General features: G+C 72.2%; 25 protein-coding genes. 12 read left to right on the plus strand and 13 right to left on the minus strand.

Going from position 1 to position 23,781, the window contains the following annotated elements:
- Positions 1-44 precede the first annotated feature (44 nt).
- The 5 genes from HL652_RS21865 to HL652_RS02665 all read right to left on the minus strand — a co-directional run bounded on the left by HL652_RS21865 (position 45) and on the right by HL652_RS02665 (position 7,026).
- Positions 45-1,868 (minus strand): ABC transporter ATP-binding protein, encoded by a 1,824-nt coding sequence (locus HL652_RS21865; protein WP_256371284.1) that lies wholly within the window; start codon positions 1,866-1,868, stop codon positions 45-47.
- Positions 1,865-3,757, minus strand: a complete 1,893-nt coding sequence (locus HL652_RS02650; RefSeq protein ID WP_171703861.1) for an ABC transporter transmembrane domain-containing protein — start codon at positions 3,755-3,757, stop codon at positions 1,865-1,867. Before HL652_RS02650 ends, HL652_RS21865 begins: the two co-directional genes overlap by 4 nt.
- Positions 3,754-4,791, minus strand: a complete 1,038-nt coding sequence (locus HL652_RS02655) for a FecCD family ABC transporter permease (protein ID WP_171707144.1) — start codon at positions 4,789-4,791, stop codon at positions 3,754-3,756. Before HL652_RS02655 ends, HL652_RS02650 begins: the two co-directional genes overlap by 4 nt.
- A gap of 134 nt (positions 4,792-4,925) precedes the next feature.
- Positions 4,926-5,966 carry a FecCD family ABC transporter permease gene (locus HL652_RS02660; protein ID WP_171703862.1) on the minus strand — a complete coding sequence of 347 codons (1,041 nt, stop codon included), beginning with the start codon at positions 5,964-5,966 and terminating at the stop codon, positions 4,926-4,928.
- Between the two features lie 7 nt (positions 5,967-5,973).
- Positions 5,974-7,026, minus strand: a complete 1,053-nt coding sequence (locus HL652_RS02665; protein WP_171703863.1) for an iron-siderophore ABC transporter substrate-binding protein — start codon at positions 7,024-7,026, stop codon at positions 5,974-5,976.
- Between the two features lie 129 nt (positions 7,027-7,155).
- Between HL652_RS02665 and HL652_RS02670 the strand changes: the two genes are divergently transcribed.
- The gene (locus tag HL652_RS02670; RefSeq protein WP_171703864.1) at positions 7,156-7,950 is read left to right on the plus strand and encodes a helix-turn-helix domain-containing protein; all 795 of its coding nucleotides are present in this window, start codon (positions 7,156-7,158) and stop codon (positions 7,948-7,950) included.
- 88 nt (positions 7,951-8,038) lie between these two features.
- Here the strand turns inward: HL652_RS02670 and HL652_RS02675 are convergent, their stop codons facing one another.
- Entirely contained in the window at positions 8,039-8,905 is an 867-nt protein-coding gene (locus HL652_RS02675) for an Fpg/Nei family DNA glycosylase (protein WP_171703865.1), read from the minus strand.
- A gap of 69 nt (positions 8,906-8,974) precedes the next feature.
- On the minus strand, positions 8,975-9,460 hold the full coding sequence (locus HL652_RS02680) for a MarR family winged helix-turn-helix transcriptional regulator (protein WP_171703866.1): 486 nt from the start codon (positions 9,458-9,460) through the stop codon (positions 8,975-8,977).
- A 74-nt stretch (positions 9,461-9,534) separates the two neighbouring features.
- Between HL652_RS02680 and HL652_RS02685 the strand changes: the two genes are divergently transcribed.
- Genes HL652_RS02685 through HL652_RS02700 form a run of 4 tightly spaced genes read left to right on the plus strand, consistent with a single transcriptional unit; the run spans position 9,535 to position 11,933 of the window.
- Complete coding sequence (locus HL652_RS02685; RefSeq protein ID WP_171703867.1) at positions 9,535-10,512, plus strand: zinc-binding dehydrogenase; 978 nt, start codon at positions 9,535-9,537, stop codon at positions 10,510-10,512.
- A gap of 43 nt (positions 10,513-10,555) precedes the next feature.
- Positions 10,556-10,840: a type II toxin-antitoxin system Phd/YefM family antitoxin gene (locus HL652_RS02690; RefSeq protein ID WP_171703868.1), complete on the plus strand. Its 285-nt coding sequence runs from the start codon at positions 10,556-10,558 to the stop codon at positions 10,838-10,840.
- On the plus strand, positions 10,837-11,109 hold the full coding sequence (locus HL652_RS02695) for a type II toxin-antitoxin system RelE family toxin (protein ID WP_171703869.1): 273 nt from the start codon (positions 10,837-10,839) through the stop codon (positions 11,107-11,109). The genes HL652_RS02690 and HL652_RS02695 overlap by 4 nt, the downstream gene beginning before the upstream one ends.
- A 29-nt stretch (positions 11,110-11,138) precedes the next feature.
- A complete protein-coding gene (locus HL652_RS02700) occupies positions 11,139-11,933 on the plus strand; it encodes an SDR family NAD(P)-dependent oxidoreductase (RefSeq protein WP_171703870.1) in 795 nt (264 codons plus the stop codon).
- A 23-nt stretch (positions 11,934-11,956) separates the two neighbouring features.
- On the opposite strand, the gene HL652_RS02705 is transcribed toward HL652_RS02700, so the two are convergent.
- On the minus strand, positions 11,957-13,072 hold the full coding sequence (locus HL652_RS02705; RefSeq protein ID WP_171703871.1) for a serine hydrolase domain-containing protein: 1,116 nt from the start codon (positions 13,070-13,072) through the stop codon (positions 11,957-11,959).
- A gap of 150 nt (positions 13,073-13,222) precedes the next feature.
- Between HL652_RS02705 and HL652_RS02710 the strand changes: the two genes are divergently transcribed.
- Together HL652_RS02710 and HL652_RS02715 are read left to right on the plus strand one after the other, a co-directional pair.
- Positions 13,223-14,680 carry an amino acid permease gene (locus HL652_RS02710; protein ID WP_171703872.1) on the plus strand — a complete coding sequence of 486 codons (1,458 nt, stop codon included), beginning with the start codon at positions 13,223-13,225 and terminating at the stop codon, positions 14,678-14,680.
- On the plus strand, positions 14,677-16,071 hold the full coding sequence (locus tag HL652_RS02715) for an FAD-binding oxidoreductase (RefSeq protein WP_216603974.1): 1,395 nt from the start codon (positions 14,677-14,679) through the stop codon (positions 16,069-16,071). The genes HL652_RS02710 and HL652_RS02715 overlap by 4 nt, the downstream gene beginning before the upstream one ends.
- On the opposite strand, the gene HL652_RS02720 is transcribed toward HL652_RS02715, so the two are convergent.
- Both HL652_RS02720 and HL652_RS02725 read right to left on the minus strand, forming a co-directional pair.
- Positions 16,068-16,295 carry an RNA-binding S4 domain-containing protein gene (locus HL652_RS02720; RefSeq protein WP_171703873.1) on the minus strand — a complete coding sequence of 76 codons (228 nt, stop codon included), beginning with the start codon at positions 16,293-16,295 and terminating at the stop codon, positions 16,068-16,070. The two genes, HL652_RS02715 and HL652_RS02720, sit on opposite strands and share 4 nt — an antisense overlap.
- A gap of 73 nt (positions 16,296-16,368) precedes the next feature.
- Positions 16,369-17,580 carry a Fic family protein gene (locus HL652_RS02725; RefSeq protein WP_171703874.1) on the minus strand — a complete coding sequence of 404 codons (1,212 nt, stop codon included), beginning with the start codon at positions 17,578-17,580 and terminating at the stop codon, positions 16,369-16,371.
- 165 nt (positions 17,581-17,745) lie between these two features.
- Here HL652_RS02725 and HL652_RS02730 point away from each other — a divergent pair, with 165 nt between their 5' ends.
- From HL652_RS02730 to HL652_RS02735, 3 genes are all read left to right on the plus strand, one after another.
- The gene (locus HL652_RS02730; protein ID WP_171703875.1) at positions 17,746-18,231 is read left to right on the plus strand and encodes a pyridoxamine 5'-phosphate oxidase family protein; all 486 of its coding nucleotides are present in this window, start codon (positions 17,746-17,748) and stop codon (positions 18,229-18,231) included.
- A 119-nt stretch (positions 18,232-18,350) separates the two neighbouring features.
- Complete coding sequence (locus tag HL652_RS21870; protein ID WP_256371285.1) at positions 18,351-18,479, plus strand: hypothetical protein; 129 nt, start codon at positions 18,351-18,353, stop codon at positions 18,477-18,479.
- 71 nt (positions 18,480-18,550) lie between these two features.
- Positions 18,551-19,666 (plus strand): hypothetical protein, encoded by a 1,116-nt coding sequence (locus tag HL652_RS02735; protein WP_171703876.1) that lies wholly within the window; start codon positions 18,551-18,553, stop codon positions 19,664-19,666.
- Between the two features lie 72 nt (positions 19,667-19,738).
- Here the strand turns inward: HL652_RS02735 and HL652_RS02740 are convergent, their stop codons facing one another.
- Positions 19,739-20,131, minus strand: a complete 393-nt coding sequence (locus HL652_RS02740) for a DUF7144 family membrane protein (RefSeq protein WP_171703877.1) — start codon at positions 20,129-20,131, stop codon at positions 19,739-19,741.
- 158 nt (positions 20,132-20,289) lie between these two features.
- Between HL652_RS02740 and HL652_RS02745 the strand changes: the two genes are divergently transcribed.
- Positions 20,290-20,958 carry a hypothetical protein gene (locus HL652_RS02745; RefSeq protein WP_171703878.1) on the plus strand — a complete coding sequence of 223 codons (669 nt, stop codon included), beginning with the start codon at positions 20,290-20,292 and terminating at the stop codon, positions 20,956-20,958.
- Between the two features lie 67 nt (positions 20,959-21,025).
- Here HL652_RS02745 and bla read toward each other — a convergent pair whose 3' ends face one another.
- On the minus strand, positions 21,026-22,003 hold the full coding sequence (gene bla, locus HL652_RS02750; protein ID WP_171703879.1) for a class A beta-lactamase: 978 nt from the start codon (positions 22,001-22,003) through the stop codon (positions 21,026-21,028).
- Complete coding sequence (locus tag HL652_RS02755; RefSeq protein ID WP_171703880.1) at positions 22,003-22,725, minus strand: TetR/AcrR family transcriptional regulator; 723 nt, start codon at positions 22,723-22,725, stop codon at positions 22,003-22,005. The genes bla and HL652_RS02755 overlap by 1 nt, the downstream gene beginning before the upstream one ends.
- An 83-nt stretch (positions 22,726-22,808) precedes the next feature.
- Between HL652_RS02755 and HL652_RS02760 the strand changes: the two genes are divergently transcribed.
- The gene (locus HL652_RS02760; RefSeq protein ID WP_171703881.1) at positions 22,809-23,675 is read left to right on the plus strand and encodes an NAD(P)H-binding protein; all 867 of its coding nucleotides are present in this window, start codon (positions 22,809-22,811) and stop codon (positions 23,673-23,675) included.
- The last annotated feature ends 106 nt before the right edge of the window (positions 23,676-23,781 follow it).

Consider the following 23,781-nt stretch of genomic DNA (forward strand, 5'->3'; position numbering starts at 1 on the left):
GGCCGGGCGCCCGTTCCGTTCTCGGGCTGTGGCAGGGCGGCACCTCAGCGCCCGGCACTCCACGCCGCCCAGAGCCGAGAGTACTCCCCGCCGGCGGCGACGAGCTCGGCGTGGGTGCCGAGCTCGACGACCCTGCCGTCGCGCAGCACGGCGACCCGGTCGGCCGCCGCGGCCTGCGAGAGCCGGTGGGCGACGACGAGCGCCGTGCGGCCCGCGACGACCGCGGCGGCGGCCGCGTCGAGCCGGTGGGCGTCGAGCGACCCGGCCTCGGCCGTGGCCTCGTCGAGCACGACGAGAGCCGGGGCGGCGAGCTCGACGCGCGCCAGCGCGATCTGCTGCGCCTGGGCCGGCGACACCGTCGTCGCCGCGGCACCCAGCCGGGTGTCGAGTCCTGAGGGCAAAGCGTCGACAAGAGCTGAGGCGCCGACCCGGTCGAGGGCACGGAGCAGCTCGCCGTCGCTGGCCCCAGGAGCCGCGAGCGTGAGGTTCTCGCGCAGGGTGCCGTCGAACACGTGCACCTCCTGGGTCACCAGGGCCACCTGGCCGGGTGCCGTCGGTCTCGTCACCTCGCCGCGGGTGGGGTCGTGCGTGCCGGCGGCGAGGCCGGCGATCGTGCTCTTGCCCGCACCGGTCGCGCCCACCACGGCGAGCGTCTCGCCGGGCTCGACGTCGAGGGTGACGTCGTGCAGCACCGGGTGGCCGTCGCGGTAGGAGTGGTGCACGCCGCGCAGGCGGAGGGCCGCGGGGGCGGAGGCGGGGGCCGCATCCGTGGTGCCGGTGCCGGTGCCGGCGGTGGCGGTGCCGGTGGTGCCGGTGGCGGTGGCAGTGCCGGTGGCGGCGCCCGTGCTGATGCCGGTGCCGGTGCCGGCCTCGGCGATCACGCCCACGATGCGGCCGAGCGAGGCGAGGGCCGACTGCAGCTGGTCGACGACGAACAGGAGCGAGTTGATCGGGGCGAACAGGCGGAGGAACAGCAGCATCGCGGCGGTCGTCGCGCCGATCGTGCTCTGCCCCGCCCCGACGAGCACGAACCCCGCCACGAGCAGGCCCGCCATGCCGAGGAACTCGGCGAGATTGAGGCGCGCGAAGAAGGCGTTCTGCACGGCGACCGTGCGCATCACCCAGCGCACCACCTGCCACGACGACCGCGAGATGCCGTCGACATGCCGGCGGTGCAGCCGGAACGCCCGCACCGTGTCGAGACCGTGCAGCGAGTCGAGCAGCTGCTGGGCGCGTGCCGCCATGGCCGCGCGCTCTGCCGCGTAGACCGGCGGGGCCGTGCGGAGGTACCAGCGCACGGCGAGCACGTGCACCGGCACGACGACGAGCAGCACGAGCGCGAACCAGGGGTCGACGACGGCCATGCCGGCGACCGTGAGCGCGATGGTGAAGAGGGATACGCTGAGCGCCGGGAGCACCTCGGGTATGGCGTTCGCGACAGCCGTGACGTCGTCGCCCGCGCGCGACACCAGGTCGCCGGAGCCGGCGCGCTCCACCCGCTGCTGGGGGAGGGTGAAGGCGCTCGCCACCATCCGCTCGCGCAGATCGGCCAGCACCGTCTCGAACAGGCGCGAGCCGAGAACGATTCCGAGGCCGGTGAGCGCCGCTGCTGCGACGATCGCCCCCGCCATCGCCGCGCCGAGGCCCCAGAGGAGGCCGGTGTCCCTGCTTCCCGCAGCGATGGCGTCGACGACGACTCCCAGGGCGAGTGGCGAGACGAGGCCCGCCGCGGCGGCCCCCAGCAGCACCAGGCCGAGCAGGAGCAGCGCGGGGATGCGGCCGCGCAGGCTCCGGCGCACCTCGCGCCACACGGTGCGGGCGGGCGCGACGGGCAGGCGGTCGGGCGGCGGGGAGGGGGTGGGGTTCACCGCGGCACCTCTTCCTCGTGGGTGGGAGCGGGCGAGTCGGGGTAGACCACCCGGTCGGCCACGGCGAGCAGCGCCGGAGAACGCGTCACGACGACGGTGCCCGCCCCGCGCCTGAGCTCCCGCAGTCGCCGGGCGATGGTCGCCTCGGTGACCGCGTCGACCGCGGTGGTGGGGTCGTGCAGCACGAGCACCGGAGCATTCTGGGCGAGGGCCCGTGCCAGGGCGATGCGCTGGCGCTGGCCGCCCGAGAGCGATCCGCCCCGCTCGCCGACGGCCGTGTCGTGCCCGTCGGGGAGGGTCTCGGCGAGCTCGTCGCACCCTGCCGCGCTCAGGGCCGCCGCGGCGAGAGCGGGCGAGACGCCGTCGAGCGAGACGTTCTCGCGCACCGTGCCGGCGAACAACTCGGGCGTGTGCGGCGCCACCAGCACCGACGGGTGGAGGCCGGTGCGCGCGGGGTCGTTCTCGCCCGGGCGCGCCACGACGGCGCCGTTCACCCGGATCCTGCCGGCCAGCGGGGCGCGCCCGGCGCTGAGAACCTCGACGAGCTCGTCGGCGTCGGGTCCCTCGAGTGCGACGGCGACCAGCTCGCCCGCGCGCACCTCGAAGTCGAGGGCGGGCAGGGTGCCGGCGCGCAACCCCGCGACCTGCAGGTGCGTCTCGTCACGGTCGCCCGAGCCGCCGCCCGCCCCCTCAGATGCCGGCCCGTGCGTGTCGTCCCGCTCTTCCGTGGGGGCCCGCCGCGCATCCGCATCTTTCTCGTCGGCCCGCCGCGCATCCGCGTCTCCCGCGTGGGCCCGGCGCGCATCCGTACCGCGCTCATTCGCCCGCAGCACGTCGAGCAGGCGGCCGGCGCTCGCCGTGGCGGCGGCCCACAGGGTGCCGGTGTAGCTCGCCACGTTCTGCATCGGCTCGAGCAGGAAGGAGGTGAGCCCCACCACCGTGATGAAGCCGCCCACGCTGAGCGCGCCGCCGAACGCCGCGAGGGCGGCGGCCAGGGCGATGGCGGTGATGAAGAAGCCCGTCATGAGGTCCATCGACCCGACGAAGACACCCTCAGAGCGGCGCGCCCGCAGGGTACCGTCGAGGGCACGGCGGCTGGCCCTGCGGTAGCGCTCGGCCGCCTCGGCCTCGGCGCCGATGCCGCGCACCACCCGGTAGCCGTCGAGCATGTCGGCGGCACGGCCCGCTGCGGCGGCGGCGGCCGCCTGCTCCTCGGCGCTCCGCCGGTTGAGGGGCCGCCCGAACAGCTCGGTCAGCCAGAGCACGAGCGGGGCCCCGACCAGCACGGCCACGCCGAGGGGCCAGGAGATCCAGAGCAGCACGACGCCGCCGAACAGCACCGCCGCCACCTCGCTCACCGGGTAGATCGCGAGGAGCGTGGCCCTCGCCAGCCGGTCGACGTCGCTCGTGGCCAGCGAGAGCGCCACCCCCGGCCGCCTCGCCTCGCCCTCCACCCCGGCCGGGTGCAGCAGGGTGCCGGCCACCATCATCCGCAGCCGGTGCTGCACCGCCTGCTCGCCGAGCAGCCCGATGCGCGAGCCGAAGCGGTAGGTGAATGAGAGCATCGCGAAGTCGACGGCCAGCAGCACCAGCCAGAGGGCGAGCTGCCCCAGGTCTCCGGTGCCGACGGCCCGGTCGATGGCGAGGCCCATGAGCACGGGAACGAGTGCCTCCCCGATCATGTGCGCCACGACGAGGAGCGCTGCCGGCACCGTGTACCGCGGCGTCGCGGCGATCACGCGGAGCGCGAGACGGCGGGGCGTCGTGCGCCCGTCGATGCGTGGCCCTCGCACGGCGATCGGATGCTCGGGCGCCTGGATCCACATCGCGGGAGGGTGCACGGCGACAAGGGTATCGGGCGCGGGAGCCGTCTCGTCGGGCCCGCTCACAGGCGCTTCCGTGCCTCGTGCACGAGCAGCCACACCAGGTACAGGCCGCCCACCACCACCGTCACGAGGCCCACGGGGAGGTCTTTCGGCAGCAGGTGGGCGGCGACGATGTCGGAGGCCACGAGCAGCAGCGCCCCCGTCGCCGCGGCGCCCGCCAGCCCGACGCCGGCGGTGCGGGTGAGGCGCCGGGCGATCTGGGGGGCGGCGAGCGACACGAAGTCGATGGGGCCGGATGCTGCGGTGACCACGGCGGTGAGCGCGACACCGCAGAACACCAGTGCCAGGCGCGCCCGCTCCACCCGGATGCCGAGGGCGCGGGCGGCGTCGTCGCCCAGCTCGAGCTGCCGCAGCGGTCGCGACAGCGCACCGAGCGCACCGAGCAGCAGCACGACGGCGATCGTCGCGGGAACCGCCTGCGCCCAGCCCACGGGCGCGAGCGACCCGGCGCCCCAGGTGGCGGCGAGCAGGGCGACCTCCAGCTTCGCGCGCAGGATGAGGAAGGTGCTGAAGGCCGTGAGCATCGCCGAGATGCCGATGCCGACGACGATCAGCCGGAAACCGTGCATGCCGCGCTGGTAGGCCAGCAGATAGACCGCGACGGCGCTCAGCAGCCCGCCGACGAGCGCGCCGGCCGCCACACCGAGGAAGCCGCCGCCGACGAGGGTGATGACGAGCACGGCTCCTGCGTAGGATCCCGCCGAGAACCCGATGATGTCGGGGCTCGCCAGCGGGTTGCGGGTGAGCGATTGGAAGACGGCGCCCGCCACGCCGAGCGCCGCACCGAAGACGACACCGCCGAGCACGCGGGGCAGCCGCCACTCGAGCACGACGGTGTGCGCGATGCCCGCGTCGTCGCCGAACAGTGCGGCGAGCACCTCGGCGGGGCTGAGCGGGAGGTCGCCGAGACCGAGCGCGACGACGGCGAGCGCGGCCACCACCACCCAGATCGCCGCCGTCACGAGGAGCGGGCGCCAGGGGAAGCGCAGCGAGAAGCGCGGGCCGCGCAGCACGACTGTCGCCGCGCCGAAGTCGATCGGGGGCGCCGAGCTGCGCGGCGCGCGTCCCGCCGCGCGACCCGGGGCGCGGCCCGCCGCGGGGCCCGGGGCCCCGCCCGGGGCGCGGCCTGACGCCCGGTCCGCCGCGCGGCCCGGCGCCCCGCCCGGGGCGCTCACAGCGACCGCATCCGGCTGCGGCGTACGACGGCGATGAGCACCGGGGCGCCCACGAAGGCGGTGACGACGCCCACCGGCACCTCGCCGGGTGCGAGCACGACGCGACCGAGCACATCCGACAGCAGCAGCACCGTGGGGCCGATGACGAGCGAGAGCGAGAGCGTCCAGCGCTGGTCGGGCCCTGCGATCCACCGGGCGACGTAGGGCACCATGAGGCCGACGAAGAGGATCGGGCCCGCGATCGCGGTGGCCCCGCCGGCGAGCAGGGTGATCGCCACGACGGCGAGGATGCGCGTGCGGGCGACCCGCGCACCGAGCGTCGCGGCGAGGTCGTCGCCGAGGCCGAGCGCGTTGAGCGGCGCCGCCAGAGCGAGCGCGATCACGATGCCCACCCCGAGGAAGGGGAGCACGGGCAGGTACACCTCGGGGCCGCGCTCGACGATCGACCCGGCATCCCAGCCGCGCAGCTTCACGAACGACACCGGGTCGATGAGCATGAGTGCGGTGGTGATGCCCGAGAGCACAGCTCCCACCGCCACGCCGGCGAGGGTCATGCGCAGCGGGTCGACGCCCCGTCGCCCGCTCGCGCCGATGAGATACACCACCACCGTGACGGCGAGCGCGCCGACGAAGGCGAACCAGAGGTAACCCCTGGCCGTGCCGATGCCGAACGCGCCCACGGCGACGGCGACGAAGAAGGCGGCCCCGGCGTTCACCCCGAGGATTCCCGGGTCGCCCAGCGGGTTGCGCGTGAGCGCCTGGATGAGTGTTCCCGCCACCCCGAGGGCCGCGCCCACCAGCAGCGCCACGACGGTGCGCGAGACGCGCAGCTCAGCGACGATGGTGTCGGTCGGCGACCCGGTGGGGGTGAAGAGGGCGTGGGCCAGGTCGTCGATGCCGATCGGCCTCGAGCCCACCAGCACCGAGAGCACGCAGGCCGCGGGCAGCGCCAGGGCGGCGACCGTCGCGCCCAGCACCCGCCGACGGCTCAGCGGGCCGCGCTGAACCGTCGGCGGGAGTGTGGGCGTGGCTGTCACGGGCGGCTCAGCCCTCGATGCTGTGGGGCGCTTCGCCGGCGACGGCGTCGACGAGTCGCGGCACGAGCTTCTCGATCACGTACTTCTGGCTGAGCGGGGTGAGGAAGTAGATGGCGCCCGCGAGCTCGCCGTCGGTGAACACCGCCCGGTGGTTCATCACGGCGTCGAGGGTCGACACGGTGCCGAAGTCGAGCATCTCCTGCGGGCCGTCGGCGGTCTCGGTGGCGAACACGATGACGTCGGCGTCGATGAGGTCGACGTTCTCGGGCGACAGCACGGCCTGCTGACCCTCCTCGAGCGCGTACTGCTCGAGGCCCTGGGTCATGGTGAAGCCGAGCTCGGTGAGGAAGTCGGTGTTGAGGCCGTCGGGGTAGACGTAGAGCACGCCGTCGTAGGGCGTTCCCTGCGAGAAGCTCGCGGTGAGGCCCTCGAACTCCGGATGCGCGGCCCGCGCCGCGGCCCACTGCTCCTCCACCCCGGCGATGAGCTCGTCGCCCGCCGCCGAGCGGCCGACCGCCGCGGCGATCTGCCGGGTCTGGTCTTGCCACGACGAGAAGTAGAGCTCGGAGCCCGCGACGCTCGTCACGGTCGGAGCGATGGCGGTGAGCTTGTCGTACATCTCCTCGGTGAGGCCGGCGTTCGTGCCGACGATGAGGTCGGGCTTCAGGGCGGCGATCTTCTCGTACTCGAGGCCGTCGGTCTGGTCGAGCACGGTGGGCTGGGCGTCGCCCAGCAGCTCCTGGGCCCATGGCCACACGGCGTAGGGCTGCTCGCCGTACCACTCGGTGGTGGCCACGGGCACCACGCCGAGCTCCAGCAGGATGTCCTGCTCCGTCACCCCGACCACCACCACGCGCTGCGGCTCCGCGGCGATCTCGGTCTCGCCGAACTGGTGCTCGACGGTGAGGGGGAAGGAGTCGGTGGGCTCGGTCGTGTAGGCCGGGTTCTCGGTGCCGGCGGCGCCCGCGTCGGAGGCGGTGGCGCATCCGGTGAGTGCTGCGCCTGTGAGGGCGAGGGCGGTGGCGGCCGCGAGGAGGCGGCCCAGGGGGCGTGTGCGCATGGGTGTCCTTCGGTGATCGGGAGCAGGTGTGGCGGTGCAGGCCGACGTCAGGTTAGCCTTACCTAATTCACCCGCGCCATCGCTGCGGGTGGACGGGACTACGCGTGAAAGGACGGAGGAGTGTCCGATATGACGTACTCACCACCCGCGGCGGGCCCGTCTCGCGGGCTAAATGTCGCGGAACGGACACCCGAAGTTTTCGAGGCGTCCCGCACCCTCGTCGACGCGGGCACGCGCTTCGACGCGCACCGCCACGAGGAGGACCAGCTGGCCTGGATGGCCTCCGGTGCGATGGAGCTGACGGTGCGGGGTGAGACCTGGCACCGGCGCGGCGAGCACCTCGCCTGGATTCCGGCGGGGGCGGTGCACGAGATGGCGTTCACGGGGCAGGGCCGGCTCATCAGCGTGTACGCCCAGACCGGGCTGCGCCCGCGCGGCGAGGAGTGGGCGCGGCCGCGCACCCTGAGCGCCGACCCCCTCGCCACGTCGCTGCTCGAGCACCTCGTCGACGGAGACCCGTCGCCGGCGCGCCGACGGCACTGCCGGCTGCTGCTCGCCGACCTGCTCGAGGGCGCGGCGACCCGCCACGACGTGATCGCGCTCCCGCGGGAGCCGCGGGCGCGGTCGGTGGCCGAAGGCATCCTCCGCCACCCCGCCGACGCGCGGGAGCTCGAGCACTGGGCGGCGGGCCTCGGCGTCAGCGGCAAGACCATCGGGCGGGCGTTCCTCGCGGAGACGGGGCAGAGCTTCAGGCGGTGGCGCATCCAGGCGCGGTTGCAAGCGGCGGCGGGCCTGCTCGCCGAGGGGCGCCCGGTGCAGGAGGTCGCGGCGGCCGTCGGCTACGCCACCCCGAGCGGGTTCATCGCCGCGTTCTCGGAGCGGTTCGGGTCGACGCCCGCGCGGTACGCGCAGGGACTTCGGTAGGGCTGCGCGTTCTTGCGGACAAAGTCCGTCCGAACGTCATCCCTGTCGGACTTTGTCCGCAGGAAAGTGGTTCCGGGTGCCTGGCCGGCTACTTCAGCAGGCGGGAGAGCACCCGGTCGGCGAGCGGCTTGCCGCCCGTCTGGCAGGTGGCGCAGTACTGCAGACTGGAGTCGGAGTAGGTGACCTGCCGCACGGTGTCGCCGCACACCGGGCAGGCCTCGCCCGTGCGGCCGTGCACCTGCAGGTTCGCCTTCTTCTCGCCCTTGAGCTCCGAGGCGGCGAGACCATCGGCGCGGGCGACCGCGTCACGCAGGGTCGTCTGCATCGCCTCGTACAGCGCCGCGACCTCGTCGGCGCCCATCGCGGCGGGTTTGAACGGCGACATGCGAGCGGCGTGGAGGATCTCGTCGGAGTAGGCGTTGCCGATGCCCGAGATGGTCGACTGGTTGCGCAGCACACCCTTGATCTGCGCCCGCCCCGCACCGGCCAGGATGCTCGCGAAGGTCTCGAGGTCGAAGGCCGGGTCGAGCGGGTCGGGGCCGAGCCGCGCGATGCCGGGCACCTCGGAGGGGTCGCGCACCACGTACAGCGCGAGGCTCTTCTTGGTGCCCGCCTCCGTGACGTCGAACCCGTCTTGTGCTCCCTCGAGGACGAGGCGGGCCGCGAGCGGCCCCGAGCCGGGCTGGCCCTTCGGGGGCGGCGGGGGACCCTCGCGCCAGCGGATCCAGCCCGCACGGGCCAGGTGGATGACGAGGTGCAGCCCGCCGATGCCGAAGTCGAGGAACTTGCCGTGCCGGGCGACGCCGTCGACGGGCTGCCCGTCGAGGGCCGACGCGGGCGGGTCGAAGGTCTTCAGCGCCGCGAAGGAGACCGGCACGAAGCGCTCGACCGTGCGCCCCGCGAGTCGCGCGCCGAGGTCGGTGACCAGCGCGTGCACCTCGGGGAGTTCGGGCATGAACCCATTGTGCGCCCGGCCCCCGACATCCGCTCGCCCGCTCCTGCAGCACACCCGGGTGCCGCGGGGTCAGGGGAGGTAGCGGAGGGTGTTGTCGGGGTCGAGTCGCGTGAGCAGGGCGGCCATGATGTCGTCGAGCTGCCGCAGCTGCTCGTCGCTGAGGGCGTCGATGACGTGCTCGCGCACGGTGGCCACATGGCCGGGGGCCGTCTCGACGACTTTCTGCCAGCCGGCGTCGGTGAGGTGGGCGTTGGTGGCGCGGCGGTCGCTCGGGCAGGGCACGCGCTCGACGAAGCCGCGGGCCTCGAGGCGCGAGACGACGTGCGAGAGTCGGGGGAGGGTGGCGTTGGTGGTCGCGGCGAGGGCGGTCATGCGGAGCACGCGGTCGGGGGCCTCGGAGAGCTTGGCGAGCACGAGGTACTCGAAGTGGGTGAGCTGGGCGTCACGCTGCAGCTGCGAGTCGAGCACCGGTGGGAGGAGCTCGGCGACGGCTTCGAGACGGATCCACGCGCGCAGCTGGTCGTGCGTGAGCCACCGCACCGGTTCCGATCCCATCACCCCATCCTAGATTTCCCGTGCGTCTGCGGGCGCCGAGCCGGGTGTCAGCCGGTGGGAGTACCCTCGGCCGCATGCGAGCGATCACCCACGCCACCTTCGGCGAAGCCACCGATGTTCTCGAGGTCACGGAGCGCCCCCTCCCCGAGCCCGGGGCGGGTGAGGTGCGGGTGCGCACCGTGCTCTCGCCTATCCACAACCACGACCTGTGGACCATCCGCGGCACCTACGGCTTCAAGCCCGAACTCCCCGCGGCCTCCGGCACCGAGGCGCTCGGCGTGGTCGACGCCCTCGGCGAAGGCGTCGACACGCTCGAGGTCGGCCAGCGGGTCGTCACCGGCGGCACCTTCGGGGTGTGGGCCGAGTACTTCATCGCGAAAGCCGCCGGCCTCATCCCGGTGCCCGAGCACATCTCCGACGAGACCGCGTCGCAACTGGTCGCGATGCCCTTCAGCGCCCTCAGCCTGCTCGACTCCCTCGGCGTCTCGGAGGGCGAGTGGATCGCCCAGAACACGGCGAACGGTGCCGTCGGCCGCCTCGTCGCCCGCTTCGCGGCGCTGCGCGGCGTGCGTGTGCTCGGCCTGGTGCGCCGCGACGCCGGGGTCGACGAGCTCGCGGCCCTCGGCATCCACGACGTCGTCTCGATCGAGAGCGAGGGGTGGCAGGATGCTGCGGCGGCACTGCTCGACGGCGCCAGCCCGCGGGTGGCGGTCGACTCCGTCGGCGGGTCGTCGGCGAGCGACCTCACGGGCCTCCTCGGCGAGGGCGGCACGCTCGTGTCGTTCGGGGCGATGGGGGAGGGTGACCTGAAGATCCCCTCCGGCGATCTCATCTTCAAGGGCGTCACGGTGAAGGGCTTCTGGGGCAGCCGGGTCACCCGTGAGATGGAGGCGGGCAAGCGCTCGGCCCTGTTCGGCGAACTCTTCCAGCGCATCGGCTCGGGCGAGATCGAGCTCCCCGTCGAGGCCGTCTACCCCTTCGACCAGGCCCGCGAAGCCGCCGCCGCCAGCGCCACCCCCGGCCGCGCCGGCAAGATCCTCCTCCGCTTCTGACTCGTCCTCGACAGCCCCGTCATCGAACGCTAGAATTCTGTACATGGCCACTCTCTCCGTCGCAGACGCTCGAGCGAACTTCTCCAAGCTCGTCGAGTCGGCTTCGAAGACCCACGAGCGCTTCGAGGTCACCCGCAACGGGAGTCGGGCGGCTGTCCTGCTGAGCGCCGACGACTACGACACGATGGTGGAGACGATCGAGATCCTGAGCGACGCGGCGACGGTTGAGGCCATCCGCGTGGGGCTCGCCGAGATCGGCGCCGGAGACGTCGTCGACGTCGGTGACGTGCGTGCGGCGATGATCGAGGCCGGTCGAATACCGGGATGAGCCACGTCTACGACGTGCGCTTCACGCGCTCTGCGAAGAAGGCGCTCGCCGAAGACCTGCCCGAGAAGGTCGCCACCGCGGCGTTCGAGTTCATCATGGGTGCCCTGCGCAGCAACCCGAAGCGCGTGGGCAAACAGCTGGAAGAGCCGCTGTTCCCCCTCTACTCCGCCCGTCGGGGAGAGTATCGGGTGCTCTACCGCGTCCTCGACGCCCAGGTCATCATCGAGGTCGTCACCATCGTGCATCGCCGCGACGCCTACAAGACCTGAGCGAGGTGCTCGCGGGTAGGGTGACGGGCATGCAGATCGATCTGAGCGGCAAGACCGCCCTCGTCACGGGTTCGACCTCGGGCATCGGTTTCGCGATCGCGAAGGGACTCGCGGAGGGAGGCGCGCGGGTGGTGGTGAACGGCAGGCGGGCCGAGTCGGTGGCGACCGCATCAGATCGTCTGCGCCAGGCGGTCGCCGGAGCCGAGATCGTCGGTGTCGACGCCGACGTGACGGAGGAGGCCGGAGTCGCGCGGTTGCAGTCCGAGGTGCCGACCGTCGACGTGCTCGTGAACAACCTGGGCATCTTCGGCGCCCAGCCGGCTCTCGAGATCTCCGACGACGACTGGCGGCGCTACTTCGAGACGAACGTGCTCTCGGCGACGCGCCTCATCAGGAGCTACCTTCCCGGCATGATCGAGACGGGCTGGGGGCGCGTCATCGACATCGCGAGCGACTCGGCGATCGTCATCCCCGCCGAGATGATCCACTACGGAATGTCGAAGACGGCGCTGCTTGCCGTCTCGCGGGGCTTCGCCAAGGCGGCGGCGGGCACGGGCGTGACCGTCAACTCGGTGATCGCCGGACCGACCCACACCGGCGGGGTCGAAGACTTCGTCTACGAGCTGGTCGACGACGACCTGCCCTGGGAGGAGGCGCAGCGCGAGTTCATGCGCCTGCACCGCCCGCAGTCGCTGCTGCAGCGGCTGATCGAACCCGAGGAGATCGCGAATCTGGTCACCTACCTGGCGTCTCCGCTCGCCTCGGCGACGACGGGAGCCGCGGTGCGGGTCGACGGCGGGTACGTCGACTCGATCGTGCCCTGACGCGACGCCGGAGGCCGGCGCCCTCAGCCCACGAGAGCGCTGAGGGCTGCCGGGGCGAGGGAGGGGAGACCGGGGTAGCCGGGGGTGAGGCCTGCCGGGTTCATGATGTTGAGGGCGACGACGGTGAGGTGGGTGTCGGGGCAGTAGGCGGCGAAGCCGTTGGAGCCCGGGATGGCGCCCGCGTGGCCGAGGCAGCGGCCGACTCCCGGCACGTTCCACGAGGTCAGGCCGGTTCCCTCGCCGAGCTGCACCGGGGGCAGGCCGGTCGCGGCGTAGAACTCCTGGTACGAGCTCGCCGAGAGCGGGGTGAGCGCCGCCATCTCGGCCCGATGCGCCTCCGAGACGACGTCGCCGGTGACCAGGGCGCGGATCCACACGGCCTGGTCTCGCGCCGTGCTCACCATGCCGCCGGCCGACCAGGCGCCCGTCCACTGGGGAGAAGGATCGGGGTCGACGGCGATCGGCCCCGTCGGCTTACCTCTGCAGTCGGCGATCGTGGTGTCTCCCGAGCATCCGAGGTCGTAGCCGCTGACGGGAGCGGACGATGAGCCTCCACCCTCGTCGAGGTAGGTGTCGTGCAGCCCGGGCGGCCCGATCAGCCTGCTCCGCAGCAGGTCGGCGTAGCGGCGCCCGGAGGTCTCCTCCGCCACCCGTCCCAGGATGATGTACCCCGCGTTCAGGTACTCGTACGCCGTTCCGGGGTCGGCGACCGGCGGGCGCGAGAACACGTCGTCGATCACCTGCTGAGGGGTGTCGACACCCACCAGGGCCATGTCGAGTTCGCTCAGTCCGCTCTCGTGCTGCAGCAGCATCCGCACCGTGATGCGATCGCCGTTCGGCGCCTCGGGAAACCAGGTGTCGAGGGTGTCGTCGAGCGACAGCGCCCCCGATCCGTCGAGCTGGAAGATGAGCACCGCGGTGAACAGCTTCGTCATGCTGCCGATGTGGAACGCGTCGTCGACCGACAGCGCCCGCCCGCCCCAGCCCAGCACGGCGTCACCGCTCGAGGCGAGCACGACCGGGTCGTCGCCCCGGGCCGCTGCGACGACGGTGCCGGGCACCGCGAAGCTGATCGCCGAGGTGAGGTACGAGGTGCGCCAGGCATCGATGGGCGCCTGAATCGCTGCGAGAGCGGCCACAGCGCCCGGCGTCTCCACGTGAACTCAGGCATCTCGAGCCTCAGCCTGGCGCACCGCCGACCCCGGAGGGAAGACCGCGCCCCGCCCTGTTGAGGGCATGTCCGCAACAGGGCCTTGTCACGCGGAAGCGCCCGTCTCCAGACTGTCGCCATGACCCACGACGTGGCTGCGGGAACGACGACGTCGAACCCAGAAGGCCCCCAGCTCAAGCGCACCCTTGGCGGCTTCCAGGTGTTCGCCATCTCGTTCGCGTTCATCTCGGTGGCGGTCGGCGTATTCGCGACCTACGGCGAGATGCTGCAGACCGCGGGCCCGGTCGGCATCTGGCTCTGGGTGGCCGCCGCGGTGGGGCAGACCCTCGTGGCGCTCGTCGTGGCGCAGTTCGCCGCGCGCATCGCCCTCAGCGGCTCGTCGTACCAGTGGGCGTCGCGCCTGGCGAACCCGAAGGTCGGCTGGTTCTTCGGGTGGCTGAGCTTCTGGTACCTGGCCATCGCGGTCGTCACGATGGCCAACGCGATGGCGAGCCAGGCGGTGATGCCCTTGCTCGGCATGGCCGCCGACGAGGGTGTGGCGCGCATCCTGACCCTCGTCATCCTGCTGGTGCAGGCGGCGTTCGTGATCGCCTCGACCCGCCTGTTCGGCCTCATCACCTCGGCCGCGGTGGCGGTCGAGCTCGGCATCATCGCGGTGCTCGTCATCGCGCTGCTCATCGTCATCGCCGTCACCGGCGACGGGGCGCCCGCCAATCTCATCGATCGCGGCACCTCGATCACCGACCCGAACTACTTCGCCATCGGCGGCGGGCTCATGGCCGGCGCGCTGATGGGGCTCACCACACTGGTGGGCTTCGACTCCGCCGCCAATCTCGCCGAGGAGGCCAAGAACCCGTTCCGCACCGTGCCGCGGGCGATCGTGGGCTCGGTGGTGGCGGCGAGCGTGGCGGGGCTGGTGTTCCTCATCGTGCTGACGGTGGCCATCAGAGACGTGGATGCGGTCACCGCCGACCCCTCACCCGTCGCCGCGATCATCAGGGGCCAGCTGGGACCGGTGTGGGAGCGCATCCTGCTCGGCGGCATCGCGTTCGCCTTCTTCGGCGCGGGGATGGTGGTGATGGCGGCCTGCTCGCGCCAGGCCTTCGCCATGGCGCGCGACGGCCGGTTCCCCGCGGCGCGGCTGATGAGCAGGGTGAACCCGCGCACCCGCACGCCCATCGCGGCGACACTGCTCATCGTGGTGATCGGCGTCGTGCTCATGATCGCGCTGCCGGGCGACGCGCTGGTGCAGCTCATCGTGGGCGGCACGCTGCTGCCGGCGCTGATGTACGGCGCGATCGTCGTGCTCTACCTGGTGGTGCGGCGCAAGCTCGAACCGAAGCCCGGCGGCTTCAGCCTCGGCCGCTTCGAGCTGCCCGTCACCATCGTGGCGCTCGTCTGGGTGGCGCTGGTGCTGTTCGTGCTGGTCACGCCCGACGACGCGCGCATCCCGTCGCTGATCGTTCTCGGGCTGCTCGTCGCGGGCGCCGTCTACTTCGCCTGGATGATGGTCTTCCGCCGCCGGGTTCTCGAGACGGAGCCCGACGCCGGCACCGCCGTCGAGGCCATCGAGTGAGCGCGAGGCGCAGGCCGACCGGCCTCGCCGGCCTCCCGGGTCGGGTGATGCTGCCCGACGACCCCGGCTACGACGAGGCCCGCCGTTCGTGGAACCGACTGTTCTCGCACCGGCCGGCCGCCATCGTGTACCCCGGGTCGGCCGAGGAGGTCGTCGACGCGGTCGCCTGGGCCCGTGGTGCCGGTGTGGCCCTGCGCATCCGTGGCGGCGGCCACTGCCTCGAAGGCTGGTCGACGCTCGACGACGGCCTCGTCATCGACCTGAGCGGGCTCGACGAGGTGACCATCGACGGGGCGGGGGCGACGGCGACGGTCGGTGCGGGAGTCACCCAGGGTTCGGTCGTCGCCGCCCTCGCCGCGCGCGGGCTCGCGGTGCCCACCGGCACCGAGGGCAGCGTCGGGCTGGCCGGGGCGACCCTCGGCGGAGGGTTCGGATTGCTCACGAGGGCGTTCGGCATGGCCTGCGACGCCCTGCTGCGGGCCGAGGTCGTGGTGGCCTCGGCCGACGGCGGCGCCGAGGTGATCTCGGTCGACACGGCGCGCCATCCCGAGCTGCTGTGGGCTCTTCGGGGTGCCGGCAACGGCAGCTTCGGTGTGGTGACCTCGCTGAGCTACCGCGTGCATCCGCTCACATCCGTGGTGACGTTCACGGCGAGCTGGCCCGGGCACCGGATGCTCGCCGACGTCTTCGACGCCTGGCAGCGTTCGGCGCCCGTCGCCGACGAACGGTTGACGAGCCAGCTCGAGGTACGGCCGGATGCGGTGGTGCTGATAGCCGTGCTCGCGTCGGGTGATGCTGCTGAAGTGAGTGAGCTGCTCGACCCGATGCTGTCGCTCGGGAGCCCGGAGGTGGCCCTCGTGGAGTCGGGATGGGCCGAGGCCTACGGCCGGTTCCAGGTGCCTCTCGACGCGGAGCCCGCGCACTGGAAGTTCGCCTCGCAGTTCGTGAGCGCGCCGTTCTCGCGCGAGGCCGTCGCCCTGATCGCCGAGTTCATGGCGTCGGCGCCCACCTCGAGCTGCAACTACTTCACGAACGCCCTCGGTGGTGCCATGCGCCGCAGTGAGCCTGCCGGGGGAAGCGCCTTCGCTCACCGCGACGCCCTGTTCTATGCCGAGCCGGGCGCGGGCTGGGGCATCCGGGGCGAGGGGGCGGTCGCAGCCGCCGACGACCCGCTGACGCCGGAGTGCCTCGCGTGGGTGGCGGAGTTCGCGGCGGCGCTGGAGCCGTTCGTCTCGGGCGCCTACCCGAACGTGCCGAACCCGGATGCGCCCGGGTGGGAGCAGCGGTACTGGGGCGTCGGCGTAGACCACCTGCGAGCGGTGAAGGCGCGCTACGACCCCTCCGACGTCTTCCGGTTCCCCCAGAGCGTGCGGTTGCCCGCCGACTCCTAGGCGACCACGCGCGCCCGGCGGCCCTCGAACCCGACGACGTCGCCCGGCTGCAGCTGGCGGCCGCGGCGGCGGTCGACCTCGCCGTTCACCGTGACGAGCCCGTCGATGATCGCCTCCTTCGCGATGCCCCCACTGTCGATCAGCCCCGCGAACTTCAGAAACTGCCCCAGCCGGATCCCATCCCCACCGATCGCCACATCATCGACCCGCCCCTGCTTCGCCATCCCCGCATGCTAACCCAGCATTCCGTTCATGAGCGCGTCGAGGTCCTTGCGTTGCTGGCTGGGGGCTTCGCGGTCAGCTCCGCCCCCGCCGCCCGGCCCTCTCGGCGAAGTCGTCGATCGCCTTCAGCACCTCGTCACTCCGCCAGAACGGCCCGGCGCGATGCTCCGACTTTGACTTCAAGATCCCCGCGTCGGTCAGTGCCTGCAGCGCCGGGTAGATGTTGGGCTGCTTCACCCCCAGTGCTGTCGCGGCTGTGGCCGAGTCGATGACCGGTTGCCGTGCAATGACGTCGATCAGCATCCAGGCGTTGCTCGATCGTCGAACCGTCAAGCGCTCGCGCCAACCCTCGGTAATCGCGTCGATGTCGGCCACCAGGCGACGCGAGTTGGCGACCGCTCGCAGTGACGCCTCCGCGAAAGCGAGCACGATCGGTGTCACGTCGCCGTTCCGATACGCCGTGAGCGCTCGGTGATAGCCCTCGACGTCAGCGAGCAGGCCGGCGGATACAGGTATCGCGATGTTGCGGGTGACGCCCCGGTGGCGCAACAAGGCTTGGGCGAGCGCTCGGCCGGTTCGCCCGTTTCCGTCGGTGAAGGGGTGGATGGTCTCGAACTGCGCGTGGGCGACCGCGGTGGAGACGAGTGCAGGGATGTCGTTCCGCTGCGAGAACTCGACCACGTCGTCGATGAGGCCGGGGATGCGCTCGAACTGAGGGGCGACGAAGTCTGCGCCGAGGGGGCTGTTCGATCTCGTTCCGATCCACACCGCTTCGCGGCGCCACTCTCCGGGCGTGTGCCGCATCTGATCGCCCATCAGAACACGGTGCATCTCCGCGATGGCTCCGGCCGACAGCGAGTCGGAGAGTGCGATGGCCGCTTGGAGCGATCGTGTGTTCGCGGCGATCAGCTCCGCATGGCGACTCGTCTTCACGCCGAGCTCGGCCGTGAAGATCGCCCGCGCGCTCGCGGTGAGGTTCTCGATCTGCGACGACGAAGCGGATTCCGAGCGGAGAAGAACGGGAGCGAAAGCCGTGACCCTGCTGCCGAGCTCCGCGTCGAACCGGCTCAACTCCTGCACCGCGGCCTCGGCGGCTTCCCGTGCCTCGCTGTCAGGGCGAGGGGTCAGTCCCGCGATGAGGGGCGGCACCGCTGATCGGTAGGGCTGCCCGCCGCTTCCGAACTCGGCATTGACGCTCCATCCCGATGTGGGCAGCCACACCTGAGGCTCCCATTCCAGCCGCGGCCAGGGGTCGGGCAGCTCAGAGGACGGGGCTGACTTACTCATAATTGCACCCACCCTACTTTATGAGTAACTCAGTTACCCATAATTTTGAGTGGCCGAATTTATGACTAACGCGGATGCTTGGCGAAGAGTGAACTGAGGCCGGGCGTAGGCGGTGGGGCGGGGGCGGCGTAGCGTGTGGAGCCCACGTTCGTGAATGGAGTTGCCATGACCACCGCCGATGACATCGAGACCCTCGCCGACCTGCTCGACGACTTCCCCCTCACGATGGCCGTCACTCTCGACGACGACGGGCATCCGTTGTCGCAGCCGCTCGCGATGCAGCAGCAGCACCACCGCTTCGACGGAGACCTGTGGTTCCTCATCAGCGCCGAGTCGTCGACCGCGAAGCGGCTCGAGAAGCACCAGGTGGTGAACCTCGCGTTCAGCTCGAACGACTCCTGGGTGTCGGTGACCGGCCACGCCGAGCTCACCACCGAGCGCAGCTACATCGACGAGATGTGGGACCAGAGCGCCGAGGCGTGGTTCCCGGGCGGGAGCACCGACCCGTCGATCCGGGCGCTCATCGTGCACACCGACTCCGCGGAGTACTGGGACACCCCGGGGTCGACCATCGCCACCGTGCTCAGCCTGGTGAAGTCGAAGGTCACCGGCACCCCGATCGAGATCGACAACGAGAAGATCGACCTCTGACCGGGGCGCGGCGGCGGCGTCGCACCAGCCGCACCACACCCAAACCTTGGGACGCCCCGCTCCGAACCCCCTGTGCCACGCGCTCCTCCGGGGGCGCACCGAGCGGCAGGAGGCAGACCATGACCACAGGCATCGTCGGCGGACTCCCCGAGCCCGACCCGTCGGAACTCGCGACGTGGCGCTACCTCGAGTACGGCATCCCAGCGGCCCCCTCCGAGAGCACCGAGACGGATCCCGCTCCGCGCTGAGCCCACCCGTGGCAGGCTGAGGAGTCCGGCCGGCGGGCACGGGCCGGAGTCGAAGAAAGCGGGGGTGGAGCATGCAGCGCCGCCCCGAGCCGTTCGACACCCACTACCTCACGGCCCCGCCCGCCGAGGTGGCCGCCGCGATGGCCGAGCAGCGGGCGAGCGCGCGCCCGCCCTGGCTCCCCACCTGGCGACGGATGCTCGTGCACCTCAGTTGGAGCGTCCTGCTCTGGTACTGCTTCGTCGTGTTCATGGTCATCGGCATCCGCGTCGACGGCTACGGCGACAACGACACGGGGCCCGACGACTACCGCGACCTCGCCATCGCGGTTCTGGTGCTCGCCCTGGGCGTCGTCGGCACCCTCCTGCTGGCCCGCCGGTCGAGGCGCCCGCCGTCGCCGCGCGCCCGCCTCGCGGAGTGGCGGCAGACGCTCACCGCCCTGGCGAACGGCTTCGAGTCGCGCCCGCTGGCGCGAGCGCCGCTGCCCGCCCTCACGGCGCAACCCGCGGCCCGAGCATCCGCCTTCCCGCGTTTCGCGGCGTCGGGCGGCGGTGTCGAGTTCGGCGATCTGGTCTACCGCACCGGCTTGCACGGCAAGCCCGTCGTGCGTTCCTACATCGCCGTCACCCTGCCCTCGGCCCTGCCCCATCTCTACCTCGACTCGCTCGCGAACGGCCGCGCGCCCAGCGACCTCCCGAGCAGCGTCGACAGGAGGCAGCGGCTCTCGCTCGAGGGCGACTTCGACCGCTTCTTCGCCGCCTACGCCCCCGACGGGTACGCGACCGACGCCCTCTATGCGCTGACTCCGGATGTGATGGCCGCCCTCATCGACGACGCCTCCGTCTTCGACGTGGAGATCATCGACGACCGCGTGGTGTTCTCGAGCCCGATCGCCGCCGACTACTCCGACCCGGCTCCGTGGAACCGGGTGGCGACGGTCGTCGACGGTGTCGCGGTGCGCCTGGCCAAGCGCGCGGCCGCTTATCGCGACGACCGGGTGCCGGCTCAGCACACGCGGCCCGCGCGCCTCATCGGGCCCGACGGCCGCCGCCTCCGGCAGGCCTACAAGAGCCGCGGCCTGTGGCCGGCGCTGGGGCGGCTGGGGTGGATGCTCGCGCTGCTCTTCCTCTACGTGATCCCCGCGGTGTTCGCGTTCGCCGGGTTCATGTCGGTGATCGACGACAAGTGAGCGGGCGCCGGCTCGACGCCGACACGGGAGCCAGCGTCAGCGACAACGTCAACGTCAGCGTCCCCGCCCGCCTCAGCGGCGGAAGAACGCGTTGGCGCTGCGTGTGTAGAGCAGCACCAGACCGATCACCGCGAGCACCGAGTTGAGGATGCCCTGCAGCAGACTCGACGGCACCGCGACGATGAAGTAGATGCCCCCGAGCAGGTTCAGCGCCAGCACGATCGTCGTGAGCACCCGGGCGATCTGGCTGCCCCGCAGCAGTGCCGCGCCCACGACGACGGTGATGATGCCGAGCACGATCGAGACGACGGCGGTCGCCGTGAGGGTTCCGGCCGAGTCGGGCGCCCCGTTCGCCTCCGCGGTCGTCGAGGCCGTGATGAGGCCGATGACGCCTCCGATCACCTGCAGTGCACCCGAGATCCACACGATCACCGCTACGAGCGTGACGCCACCTGGTCGCTTCACTAGGGCTCTCCTCCTCGCGCCGACCACTTCGGCACGTGTCGAAGACCACCCTAGTGAGCCCGTGCCGAGCAGAGAACCCTCCGGATACGGTGGTCAGCATGCGTCGAACCTCTCGTCCCCACGCCCGGTCTCTCTTCTCTCTCCGACTCGCGGCGGTCGTGCTCGCATCGGGGTGGGCGCTCACCGGATGCTCGGCGGGCTCCTCGACGTCGGGCACGGCCGAGGGGTCTGACGCCGGCGATGCCGCGGCGGCCGCCGCGCTCGTGCGCGACTACCTCGACGCGATCTCCGCGGGAGACGCAGAGGCGGCGCACGCGCTCGACGAGCACCTCCTCAGCGACAGCGCGTACGCCGACCGCGACGTGACGACCCTGTTGACCGACGAGGCGCTGCAGGGTGCCGAGCGCATCGAAGGGGTGGAGGTCGACGAGCCCGACGCGAGCGAGATCGGCACCCGCACCGTGCGCGTCTCCTACGAGTACACGCTCGACGACGCACCCTACGCGGGCGCCCTGAGGGTGCAGCGCGACGACGCCGGTGCCTGGGAGCTGGCAGAACCGCTCGCCGGTGCGCTGCTGGTGCAGGTCGAGGCGGCCGACGGGTCGAAGAGACCCGTCGGCTTCTCGGTTCCGGGCGCGGAGTACTCGCCCGACCCCTCGGCCGAGCGGCCCCAGCTGGTGACCGCCTACCCCGCCGTCTACGAGGTGACCGCGACCCTGCCCGAGGGCTCCCTCGCCGACGGCGCGGAGTCGACCCAGAGCGTCGTGCTCGGCGAGGTCGACGGCGTCTACGCGACCTTCGCGGTCACCTCGCTGCCGGCCTCCTGAGCGGTCGCCGCGCTGCCGGCCTCCTGAGCGGAGACCGCGCGGGAGGCACCCTGAGCGGGGTGGCCGCTCACCCGAACGCCGCGAGAACGGCGCGAGCCGCCTCCGCCACCGCCGCGTCGTCGTAGCTCGCCGAAGGGTCGTTCGTGGCGGTTAGGATGACGACGACGACGTCCTCACCCGCCTCGGTCGTGACGAGGGCGATGTCGTTGCGGATGCCACCCGCTCCGCCCGACTTGTCGGCGACACCCCAGCCTTCGGGCGCAGCGGCGCGGATGAGGGTGTCGCCCGTGCTGTTGCCCGTCATCCACTCCTGCAGGATGCGCGCATCCGTCTCGGAGAGGGCGTCGCCGGTCAGCAGCTCGCGCAGAGCGACGCCGTAGGATCCCGGGGTCGTCGTGTTCGACGGGTCACCCGGCGTCACCGTGTTGAGCTCCGGCTCGAAAGCCGAGACCATCGTCGCGTCGTCGCCGAGCTCACGGAGGAAGCGCTGCACCGCATCCGGGCCGCCGACCGCGCCCAGCACGAGGTTGAGCGCGGTGTTGTCGCTCGAGCGCACCGCCGCTTCGGCGAGCTGGGCGAGCGTGAGGCCGGTCGTGAGATGCTCCTGGGTGACGGGGGAGTAGCCCGCCGTGTCGAGGTCGGCCTGGGTCCACGTGAGGGTCGTCGATCTCCGCTCGGGCGTGGTCGTCGCGAGCATGAGGCCTGCGGCGAAGGTCTTGATGGTCGAGGCGTAGCCGAAGCGCTCGGCGGCCCGATACTCGACCGTCACCCCCGACTCGCTCACGGCGCTGACTCCGATGGTGACGGCGAACTCGTTCTCGATCTCGGTGAGGCGCCCGGAGAGGTCGACGGGAGTCGGCGCTGCCGGCGACGCCGCCGACGTCCCAGAGTCGGGTGAGCTGACGGCCGACGGGCTCCCCGTCGCGTGAGGCGGCGCGTCCGTGGCGCCGGCCGAGCAGGCGGCGAGCAGCAGGGATGCGCTGAGAACGGATGCGAGCACGCCGGCCGACAGCATCCGATCGGCTGCGCGTGGTGAGGTGCGCATCAGCGCTGCAGCTCGGCGATCGAGCGCCCGAGCCACTCGCCGAGCAGCGACCGCTCGGCATCGGAGAGGCCGGGGAGCTCGGGGGTGAGGGCGGCGAGCGACACGGCGCCCCGCAGCGTCGCGGCGCCGCCCGCGGAGCCCTCGGGGGAGGGGAGCTCGGCGGACTCGACGATCGCAGCCAGCACCGCGTCGAGCATCGCGTCGCCGAGAGCGAACCCCTTCTCGGGGTCGGCGGAGCCGAGGGTGCAGAGGATGGCCCCGTTGCCCGCGGCGCTGATCATCTCCACTGCACGCTCCTCGCTCACCCGGAGCAGGGCGGCGGCCGCGAGCCGGCGCACCCGGGAGCGCAGCACGTCTCGGCCCGCGGCCTCGGCGTCGGTGAGCGGGCGGCGCGGGTCGATCATGAGGGTGAAGAGTTCGGGGTTGGCGAGTCCGAACTCGACGTGCATCCGGTAGCTGGCGCGAAGATCGGCGAGGGGGTCGCCCTGTCCGGCCGTCTCGGGGGCCAGCTTCGTCTTGCTCGCGACGTAGCCCGCCATCACGTGGTCGGCGAGCGCTTCGAGCAGGCCGTCTTTGTCGCCGAAGAGCCGGTAGAGCGCGGGGGGCTGGGTGCCGGCCTCCTCGGCGACTCGACGCGTCGTCACCTGGTCTCGGCCGTGCTCGCGAAGGAGCCGGGCGGCGGCCTCGAGGATCGCCACCTTGGGGTCGCTGCCGTTCTGCATGAATCGATGGTAGCCAACGGCAACTAACGTCGGTACTATCAACGATATTGTCAAGCGACTATCAACGATACGAAAGGCGCGACATGATCGTCATCACAGGGGCCAACGGCACGCTCGGCTCACTCATCGTGCAGCGGGCGCTCGAACGCCTCCCGGCCGGCGAACTAGGCGTCAGCGTGCGCGACACGAGCAAGGCGGCCGCGTTCGAGGCGGCCGGCGTGCGGGTGAGGGCGGGAGACTTCACCGACCCGGCGAGCCTCCACCACGCGTTCGAGGGCGCCGACCAGGTGCTGGTGGTGTCGGCCGCCATCCGCGGGCCGGGGGCGCTCGCCGCGAACAACGCCGCCATCGATGCGGCCCGCGAGGCCGGAGCGCGCCGCGTGCTCTACACCAGCCATCAGGGCGCCTCGCCCTCGGCGCTGTTCCCGCCGCACAGGGTGCACGCCGCGACAGAGCTGCACCTCGCCGAGCCGGGCCTGCCGTTCACGGCGCTGCGCAACGGCTTCTACGCCAGCACGCTGGCCGTCGCCATCGGGGACGCGCTCGCGACCGGCGTCATCGCGGCACCCGCCGACGGCCCGGTCTCCTGGACGGCGCACGCCGACCTGGCCGAGGTGGCGGCTCTCGCGCTCGCCGACGAGGGCGTGCTCGACGGGGTGACACCTCCGCTCACCGCGCCCGAGCTCCTCGACCTGGAGCAGGTGGCGCGCATCCTGAGCGACATCACCGGGCGCACGATCGCGCGGGTCGTCGTCGACGACGAGGAGTGGAAGGCGGCTGCCATCGCCCGCGGGCTCGCGCCGCTCGTCGCCGACTTCTCGCTCGGCATGTACCTCGCCGCCCGCGCGGGGGAGTACGCGGTCTCCGACCCCACCCTCGAATGCCTGCTCGGCCGCCCCGCCACCCCGGCCCGCGCGACCCTCGACCGCATCGTCGCCGCCGCGCGCTGAGGCAGCGCGGGCCGCCGGGCCAGGCCCCGCGCCTCCGGCGGTGTGAAGGCCCCCTTCGAGGGATACCGCGGGCGGGCGCGCTCCTGCATACTCGCTAGGTGCTCGC

The organism is Herbiconiux sp. SALV-R1 (genome assembly GCF_013113715.1).
Classification (GTDB): Bacteria; Actinomycetota; Actinomycetes; order Actinomycetales; family Microbacteriaceae; genus Herbiconiux.